The organism is Pseudomonas sp. JV245A, assembly GCF_032424515.1.
GTDB lineage: Bacteria > Pseudomonadota > Gammaproteobacteria > Pseudomonadales > Pseudomonadaceae > Aquipseudomonas > Aquipseudomonas protegens.
Map to the genome: position 1 here is coordinate 1 of NZ_VYKE01000191.1, position 8,212 is coordinate 8,212.

7 protein-coding genes are annotated in these 8,212 nt (G+C 64.2%); 3 read left to right on the plus strand and 4 right to left on the minus strand.

What is annotated here, in order from left to right; translation table 11 throughout:
• The first annotated feature begins 286 nt into the window (after positions 1–286).
• Positions 287–1,621: an OprO/OprP family phosphate-selective porin gene (locus tag F6S12_RS28190; RefSeq protein ID WP_011059873.1), complete on the plus strand. Its 1,335-nt coding sequence runs from the start codon at positions 287–289 to the stop codon at positions 1,619–1,621.
• Between the two features lie 104 nt (positions 1,622–1,725).
• On the opposite strand, the gene F6S12_RS28195 is transcribed toward F6S12_RS28190, so the two are convergent.
• Together F6S12_RS28195 and F6S12_RS28200 are read right to left on the minus strand one after the other, a co-directional pair.
• A complete protein-coding gene (locus F6S12_RS28195; RefSeq protein ID WP_315869579.1) occupies positions 1,726–2,127 on the minus strand; it encodes a nuclear transport factor 2 family protein in 402 nt (133 codons plus the stop codon).
• Positions 2,108–3,475 (minus strand): MFS transporter, encoded by a 1,368-nt coding sequence (locus F6S12_RS28200; RefSeq protein ID WP_315869580.1) that lies wholly within the window; start codon positions 3,473–3,475, stop codon positions 2,108–2,110. Before F6S12_RS28200 ends, F6S12_RS28195 begins: the two co-directional genes overlap by 20 nt.
• Before the next feature lie 84 nt (positions 3,476–3,559).
• Between F6S12_RS28200 and F6S12_RS28205 the strand changes: the two genes are divergently transcribed.
• Together F6S12_RS28205 and F6S12_RS28210 are read left to right on the plus strand one after the other, a co-directional pair.
• A complete protein-coding gene (locus tag F6S12_RS28205) occupies positions 3,560–4,465 on the plus strand; it encodes a LysR family transcriptional regulator (protein ID WP_210457432.1) in 906 nt (301 codons plus the stop codon).
• A gap of 75 nt (positions 4,466–4,540) precedes the next feature.
• On the plus strand, positions 4,541–5,665 hold the full coding sequence (locus F6S12_RS28210; protein WP_011059877.1) for a GNAT family N-acetyltransferase: 1,125 nt from the start codon (positions 4,541–4,543) through the stop codon (positions 5,663–5,665).
• Positions 5,666–5,681: 16 nt separating this feature from the next.
• On the opposite strand, the gene aqpZ is transcribed toward F6S12_RS28210, so the two are convergent.
• Together aqpZ and F6S12_RS28220 are read right to left on the minus strand one after the other, a co-directional pair.
• The gene (aqpZ, locus tag F6S12_RS28215) at positions 5,682–6,380 is read right to left on the minus strand and encodes an aquaporin Z (protein WP_315869581.1); all 699 of its coding nucleotides are present in this window, start codon (positions 6,378–6,380) and stop codon (positions 5,682–5,684) included.
• A gap of 204 nt (positions 6,381–6,584) precedes the next feature.
• A partial coding sequence (locus tag F6S12_RS28220) for an ABC transporter ATP-binding protein (protein WP_315869582.1) occupies positions 6,585–8,212 on the minus strand: 1,628 nt, incomplete at its 5' end.

The window sequence follows — 8,212 nt, forward strand, 5'->3', positions numbered from 1 at the left end:
GCCTCGCCGGGGCTCGACGGCTACAGACGCCACATGAAACTGTCATCCGATCAAAGGTGACAGTGTTCTTGTGTCCCCCTATTCCCCCGCAAAACCCAGGGCAAAGGCTCTAGTACAGGCTTTTTGCCTTATTTCATTTCGAAGTAAAAAAGTTCCCCTGTAATCAAATCTTTATCTATCAGCAACCCGGCTGAAATAACCCCTCGCCAAGATTCCCACCCAACACCAGCGGGCCAATCCCGCGTGTTTTCCAACGCTACAGACCACCAATTAGGGGAACTCTTCGATGATCCGTAAGCACTTCGCCGGTTTTGCCGCCAGCGCCCTGGCCCTGGCAGTAACCGCCCAGGCTTTCGCTGGCACCGTCACCACCGACGGCGCCGATATCGTAGTCAAAACCAAGGGCGGCCTTGAGGTTGCTACCACCGACTCCGCGTTCAGCTTCAAGCTGGGCGGTCGTCTGCAAGCCGACTATGGCCGTTTCGACGGGTTCTACACCAAGAATGGTGACAGCGGCGACGGCGCGTACTTCCGCCGCGCCTATCTGGAATTGGGCGGCACCGCCTACAAGGATTGGAAATACCAGATCAACTACGACTTCTCCCACAACTCGGGCACCGCCGATGACGGTTACTTCGACGAGGCGTCCATCTCCTACGTCGGCTTCAAGCCGGTGACCCTGCGCGCCGGCCGCTTCGACGAAGACTTCGGCCTGGAGAAGGCCACCAGTTCCAAGTGGGTTACCGCCATGGAGCGTAACGCCGCCTACGAGCTGGCCGACTGGGTCAACTCCCACGAGAACGGCATGGGCCTGCAGGCCAGCTCGGTGGTCGCCGACATGGCCTACCTGTCCGGCAGCGTGGCGGCCAAGGACATCAACGACAAGGACGGCGACAGCGTCAAGCAGTTCAACGCCCGTGCCGTGTTCGCCCCGATGCACGAGACCGGCAACGTCCTGCACTTCGGTCTGGACTTTGCCAGCCGTGATGTGAGCGACACCGCTTTCGACTCGCGGATCCGCCCACGCCTGGGCGTGCGTGGTATCGCCACCAACGGCGGCAACGATGCCGGCACCAACGGCAACCGTGCCACCTTCGGCGGCGGCGCCGGCCTCAACGCGTCGAGCCAGACGGCCGTTGGCGCCTATGACAATGACCGGGTGTTCGGCGGTGAATTCGCCTTCGCCACCGGCCCGTTCTCGGCCCAGGCGGAATACCTGACCCGCAAGCTGCAGGCCGACAGCAACGCCTACAAGGACGTCAAGGCCACCGGTTTCTACGGCCAACTGGCCTATACCCTGACCGGCGAGGCCCGGGTGTACAAACTCGACGGCGCCAAGTTCGACACCATCAAGCCCGAGAACAAGCAGTACGGTGCCTGGGAAGTGTTCTACCGCTACGACAACATCAAGGTCGATGACAAGAACGTCGTAGCCGCCACCGCCACCCGTGACGTCGGCGATGCCAAGGCCACCATGAACACCATCGGGGTCAACTGGTACGCCAACGAGGCGATCAAGATTTCCGCCAACTACATCAAGGTCAACACCGACAAGATCACCAACAACGTTGGCGATGACAGCGGCGATGCCCTCGTAGCCCGTGTGCAGTACGTGTTCTAAGGCTGTTGCAACACCCAGGTAGAGCTCTTTCTCATCCGTTATAGCTCCTCTCGTTTTTAACCCCGCCCCGGCGGGGTTTTTTTTGCCCGCTGAACGGGCGCCTCTCAAGGGCAGGCGGTTTCGTGCAGGTACAGCCACTGCGCCGCATCGCCCTGCACGCGAATGATCGCCAGGGACAGGCGCGCGCTTTCGACCTGGCCCAGGCGGTGGGTTTCCTTGTAGTGGATCGCCGCGCTCTGGCCTTCCTGCCACACACAGCACACCTGGCTGATGCTGATTTCCAGACCGGGGCGTTGGCCCAGGCCTTCGCGAAACAGCTGTTCCACCTGCTCGCGGCCGACCATGGCGCCGCCGGTGGTGACCATCTGGAAGTCTTCGGCGAACAGCCCCAGCAAGGGATCGATGCAGGCCTCGGCATCCCCGCGCTGGTTGGTGAAGACCCTGTGAATCAGTTGATGAATCCAGTGCACGCTGTATTGCGCCTGTCTAGCGATCGAGTTGGGCATGGGAGGCCTCGGGTGGTGGGAGTCGGTTCAGGGTCAACAGGGGTAGCAGGCCGGCTGCGGCGGCCAGCAAAAGGCTCAGGTGGTAGGCGCCGGTGACGCCCCGATAACCCAGCAGCAGGTTGTAGAGCATCAGCAGCAAGGCCGCGCCGAGGCTGAAGGCCATCTGCCGGTTGATGTTCCAGATCACGCTGGCCTTGTGCGTATCGGCGCCGTCGAAGTCCAGCAGGGCGGTGGTCTGCGCGGTATTGGCACCGGCGCCGCCGCCCAGGCCCATCAGCAGGTAGGCCAGGCTGATCAGGGGCAGATCGGCCAGCGAGTCGACCCCGTACAGGCTGGCGATGCCGGCGCTGTGCAGCACCAGGGCGATGGCGAACAGCCGTGCGGCGCCCAGGCGATTGTACAAACGTCCGCAGGCGAGCATCGCCAGCAGTGCGCCGGCGGCATACAGCAGCATGAACATGCCGCTGTGCTGGGCGCTCAGGTGCAGGCTCTCCTGAAGGAAGAACAGGCTCAGCAGATTGACCCCGGTGAAGACCCCGGGGATCGCGTGATAGATGGCCACCGACAGGCCCAGGCGCGGATTTTTCAGCAGCCGCAGTTCGACGATGGGCCGGGCGCAGGCCCGACAGTGACGCCGGTAGCACTCGGCCAATAGCAGGCCGGCAACCAGGCCCGGTGCGGCCTGATGGGCCGGGTAGCCGCTGCCGTACAGCGACATGCCGAGCAACAGGCAGCCCAGGCTCGCAGTCACCAGCAGCAGGCCGCGCAGGTCCGGGCGCGGCGGTGGCGCCGAGCGCTCGGCGTTGATCCAGTACCAGGACAGCAACGCCGCCAGCAGCGACAGCGGCAGGCTGGCGAAGAACACCCAGCGCCAGGAACTGTGGTCGACAATGGCCCCACCCACCGTGGGCGACAGCGCTGGCGCCAGTAGCGCCACGGCCATCACCAGGGTGGAGATCCGCGCCCGTTGCGTGCCCTGGAACAGGTTGAAGGTCAGTGCCTGCCCCAGGGGAATCAGCAGGCCGCCGGCCATGCCCTGGACCAGCCGCCAGAACACCAGTGGCATGAAGCTGTCGGCCAGCCCGCACATCAGCCCGGCAACGCTGAACAGCAGCATCGAGGCGCAGAGCACCTGGCGGTTACCGAAACGCGCCGCGAGCCAGGTGCTGATGGCGATCACCAGGGTCAGGCCGAGGATGTAGGCATTGGCGACCCAGGCCACGGCGGCGCTGGACACTTGCAGTTGGGCGGCGATAGCGGGCATGGCCACCGCCGACATGAAAATGTTGACGCAGTCGATGAAGAATCCGAGAAGGAATACCACCGCCACTTTGTATCTGTAAGTCATGCCGTCTCCCTTTTGGCGCGCAGCTTAGGGAGCTTGGGGGCAGGGTGTCGAGGTGCCTATACTTGACGCATTGTTTAATTGGATTTGACAGTGAGCGAAAATTTTCACGGCCAGCTGCACCGGGTACAGACCTTTCTTGCGGTGGTGGACTTCGGTTCATACACCCGCGCCGCGCAGTACCTGGGCATCAGCAAGGCCATGGCCAGTCTGCACATAAAGGCCCTGGAGCAAGCGCTGGCGAGCACCTTGCTGATCCGCACCACGCGGCAGGTGACACTGACCGAGACCGGCCAGGCCCTCTACGACGAGTTCAAGGGGATTGTCGCCAATATCGACACCGCTTTCGACAATGTGCTGCACGGGCGCGACCGGGTCAGTGGCAAGTTGCGCATCAGCTCCACCGCGGAGTATGCCGAGACGTTCGTGTTGCCGATCCTGCCGTTGTTCACCGCGCGTTATCCCGAGGTGCGCCTGAGTTATCACTTCAACTCGTCGTTGAATGATCTGGTGGCGGAAAAGCTCGACCTGGTGATCCGCCTCGGGCACCTGGCGGACTCGGGGTTCAAGGGGCGCCAGCTGGCGGACTACGCCATTGTCCTGGTGGCCAGCCCGGCGCTGCTCAAGGACCGGCAGGTGACGCAGCCTGAAGAGCTCGATGCCTGGCCCTGGATTGGCAACAGCAACCTGGGCGGGCCGCCGGGCTGGACCTTCAGCCATCCGCGCCGTGGCGAGGTGGAGGTCAAGGTCAGCCCCGGGCACGAGTCCAACTCGGCGACGGCGATTCGCGCCATGGCCCTGGCCGGCCTGGGGCTGGCGGTACTGCCGGAGTGGATGGTCCTCGATGACCTGGGCAACGGGCGGCTGATGCGGGTATTGCCCGAGTACCGGCTGGCCACGCAGCCGGTGCATGTGCTGTTTCCCAACAGTGCGCACCTGCCGCGCAAGTCCCGGGTGTTCATCGACTTTCTGGCGGAGCACCTGGGGCGCTAGCGCTGCGGCGGTTTCGGTGAACCCGGGGATGGAGGATACTCCCCGGGTTGTTCGATCTGAATTCCGGGGACCCCGATGCCGCTGCAATCCTTGAACAGCCTGTCCGCCGTCGATCCTGCGCAATGGGATGGCCTGCTCAAGGACGGGCAACCCTTTGTGCGCCACGCCTTTCTCAGTGCCCTGGAAGACAGCGGCAGCCTTGGCCCGCGCTCTGGCTGGCAGGCCGAGCACCTGCTGCATGTCGAAGACGGTCGGCTGCTGGCGGCGCTGCCCAGCTATCGCAAATGGCATTCCTACGGCGAATACGTGTTCGATCATGGCTGGGCGGATGCCTGCGACCGGGCCGGAATCGACTACTACCCCAAGCTGCTGACGGCGGTGCCGTTCAGCCCGGTGAGCGGCGCCCGGGTGCTGGCAGCGACCCAGGCAGATGCGCTCGAACTGCTGAAAAGCCTGCCCGGCTACCTGGAGATCGAAGGGCTTTCCAGTGCCCATATCAACTTCACCGACGATTTCAGCGACGCGGCCCTGGAGCAGCAACCGGGCTGGCTGCAGCGCCTGGGCTGCCAGTTTCACTGGCAGAACCGTGGCTACCGGGACTTTCAGGATTTCCTCGATGCCCTGAGCTCGCGCAAGCGCAAGCAGATGCGCAAGGAGCGCGAGCAGGTGGCGGGGCAGGGCATTGATTTCCAGTGGCTCGAAGGCCATGAACTGGACCAGGCGCAGTGGGATTTCGTCTATGCCTGCTACGCCAACACCTACGCGGTGCGGCGCCAGTCACCCTACCTGACCCGAGCATTTTTCAGCCTGCTGGCCGAGCGCATGCCTGAAGCGATCCGCGTGGTCCTGGCCAAGCAGGGCGGGCGCCCGGTGGCCATGGCCTTCAGCCTGGTGGGCGGCGACAGTTTCTATGGGCGCTACTGGGGGTGCCTGGCGGAGTTCGACCGCCTGCATTTCGAGACCTGTTTCTACCAGGGCATGGAGTACGCCATCGCCCAGGGGCTGCAGCGCTTCGACGCCGGCGCCCAGGGCGAGCACAAGCTGATTCGCGGCTTCGAACCGGTGCTCACCCGCTCCTGGCACTACCTGCGCCATCCCGGGCTGAAGGCTGCGGTGAAGGATTTCCTGCAACAGGAACAGGCCGGAATCCGCGCCTATGCGCAAGAGGCGAGGGACGCCTTGCCCTATCGGCAGGCGTGACCCTCGCCAGCGTTGCTCAGCCGTCTTCCTTGCCCAGCCAGCGATAGACCACACCGCCGATCACTGCGCCAAGGATCGGCGCCAGCCAGAACATCCACAGCTGCTGCAACGCCCAGCCGCCGACGATCAGCGCCGGTCCGGTGCTGCGGGCCGGGTTGACCGAGGTGTTGGTGACCGGGATCGAGATCAGGTGGATCAGGGTCAGGGCCAGGCCGATGGCGATGGGCGCCAGCCCCGCCGGGGCGCGTTTGTCGGTGGCACCGAGGATGATCACCACGAACATCAAGGTCATCATCAACTCACAGACAAAACCCGCGGCCATGGAATAGCCGCCGGGGGAGTGTGCGCCATAGCCGTTGGACGCCAGCCCCGAGGCCAGTTCGAACCCCGGCTTGCCGCTGGCGATGAAGTACAGCAGCGCCGCGGCGATTACCCCGCCGATCACCTGCGCGACGATATAGGCCGGCAGTTCCCTGGCCGGAAAGCGTCCACCCACCACCAGCCCGACGGACACCGCGGGGTTCAAGTGGCAACCGGAGATATGGCCGATGGCGAAGGCCATGGTCAGCACCGTCAGGCCGAAGGCCAGGGCGACCCCGAGCAGGCCGATACCGACGTTGGGAAAGGCCGCCGCCAGAACGGCGCTGCCGCAACCGCCCAGGACCAGCCAGAACGTACCGAGCAATTCGGTGACAGAACGTTTGAACAAAGACATGAGAGAGTCCTTGATAGGTCAACCTATCAACGCGATACAACTGTTATGCATCCCGCAGGTTAACTACAGGTTCCGCTCCGGAACCTAGGCTGAGTACAGCAGGCTTTCGGCGCAATTCCACTCGCCCATGAAAAACGCCAGGCCCCCCTGAAACCGGGAGCTCTGGCGCATTGTGCGGTAACTTTCTGTAGCGGCTACAGAGGCTCAGTCGATGCCGACGAAGCCTCCGGTCTGGTGCTGCCACAGGCGCGCATACAGGCCGCCGTGGGCCAGCAGTTCGGCGTGGGTACCGGTCTCGGCGATGCGCCCCTGTTCCAGGACCACCAGGCGGTCCATGCGGGCGATGGTCGAGAGGCGGTGGGCGATGGCGATCACGGTCTTGCCTTGCATCAGGGTCTCCAGGCTTTCCTGGATCGCCGCTTCCACTTCCGAGTCCAGGGCCGAGGTGGCTTCGTCCATGATCAGGATCGGCGCATCCTTGAGCAGCACCCGGGCAATGGCGATGCGCTGGCGCTGGCCGCCGGACAACTTGACCCCGCGCTCGCCGACATGGGCGTCGAAGCCGGTGCGGCCCTGGGCGTCGGACAACAACGGGATGAATTCGTCGGCACGAGCCTTGCGCACTGCTTCCCAGAGTTCCTCGTCGGTGGCGTCGGGGCGGCCGTAGAGCAGGTTGTCGCGGATCGAGCGGTGCAGCAGCGAGGTGTCCTGGGTGATCATGCCGATGCGTTCGCGCAGGCTTTCCTGGGTTACCCCGGCGATGTCCTGGCCGTCGATGAGGATCTTGCCGCCCTGCAGGTCGTAGAGGCGCAGCAGCAGGTTGACCAGGGTTGATTTGCCGGCCCCGGACGGGCCGATCAGGCCGATCTTCTCCCCCGGGCGGATCTCCAGGTTGAGGTTGCTGATGACCCGGTTGGCCTTGCCGTAGTGGAATTCCACATGTTCGAAACGCACGCCGCCCTGGGCCACCGCCAGCTTCGGTGCCTGCTCGCGGTCGGTGAGTTGCAGGGGCTGGGCGATGGTCTTCAGGCCGTCCTCGACCATGCCGATGTTTTCGAAAATGCCGTTGATCACCCACATGATCCAGCCGGACATGTTGACGATGCGGATCACCAGCCCGGTGGCCAGGGCAATGGCCCCGGCGCTGATCAGCGACTGGCTCCACAACCACAGGGCCAGGCCGGTGGTGCCGGCGATCAGCAGGCCGTTGAGGCTGGTGATGGTCACGTCCATGGCGGTGACCACGCGCCCGGCCAGCTGGCTCTTTTCGGTCTGCTCGGCGATCGCCTCGCGGGCGTAGCTCTGCTCGAAGTGGGTGTGGGCGAAGAGCTTGAGGGTGGTGATGTTGGTGTAGCCGTCGACGATTCGCCCCATCAGCTTGGAGCGGGCGTCGGAGGCGTCCACCGAGCGCTTCTGGATGCGTGGCACGAAGTAGCGCATGGCACCGATGAAGCCGGCGATCCACAGCAGCAGCGGGATCATCAGGCGCCAGTCGGCGTCGGCGAACAGCACCAGGGAACCGATGGCGTAGATGGTCACGTGCCACAGGGCATCGATCACCTGCACCGAGGAGTCCTGCAGCGAATAGCCGGTCTGCATGATGCGCTGGGCGATGCGCCCGGCGAAGTCGTTCTGGAAGAAGTTCAGGCTCTGGCGCAGCACGTAGCTGTGGTTCTGCCAGCGGATCAGGCTGGTCATGCCAGGGTTGATGGTCTGGTGCATCAGGAGGTCGTGCAGGCCCACCATCAGGGGCCGGAACAGCAGCGCCACCACCGCCATCCAGGCCAGTTCCAGGCCGTGGTCGGTGAACACCTGGACGCTGGGGGTGCCCT

What these genes read in the sequence shown, in the direction of transcription:
- aqpZ (WP_315869581.1), bottom strand. Translation starts at nt 6,380, where the DNA reads ATGTCTTTGTTCAAACGTTCTGTCACCGAATTGCTCGGTACGTTCTGG.
- F6S12_RS28200 (WP_315869580.1), bottom strand. Translation starts at nt 3,475, where the DNA reads ATGACTTACAGATACAAAGTGGCGGTGGTATTCCTTCTCGGATTCTTC.
- F6S12_RS28190 (WP_011059873.1), top strand. Translation starts at nt 287, where the DNA reads ATGATCCGTAAGCACTTCGCCGGTTTTGCCGCCAGCGCCCTGGCCCTG.
- F6S12_RS28210 (WP_011059877.1), top strand. Translation starts at nt 4,541, where the DNA reads ATGCCGCTGCAATCCTTGAACAGCCTGTCCGCCGTCGATCCTGCGCAA.
- F6S12_RS28195 (WP_315869579.1), bottom strand. Translation starts at nt 2,127, where the DNA reads ATGCCCAACTCGATCGCTAGACAGGCGCAATACAGCGTGCACTGGATT.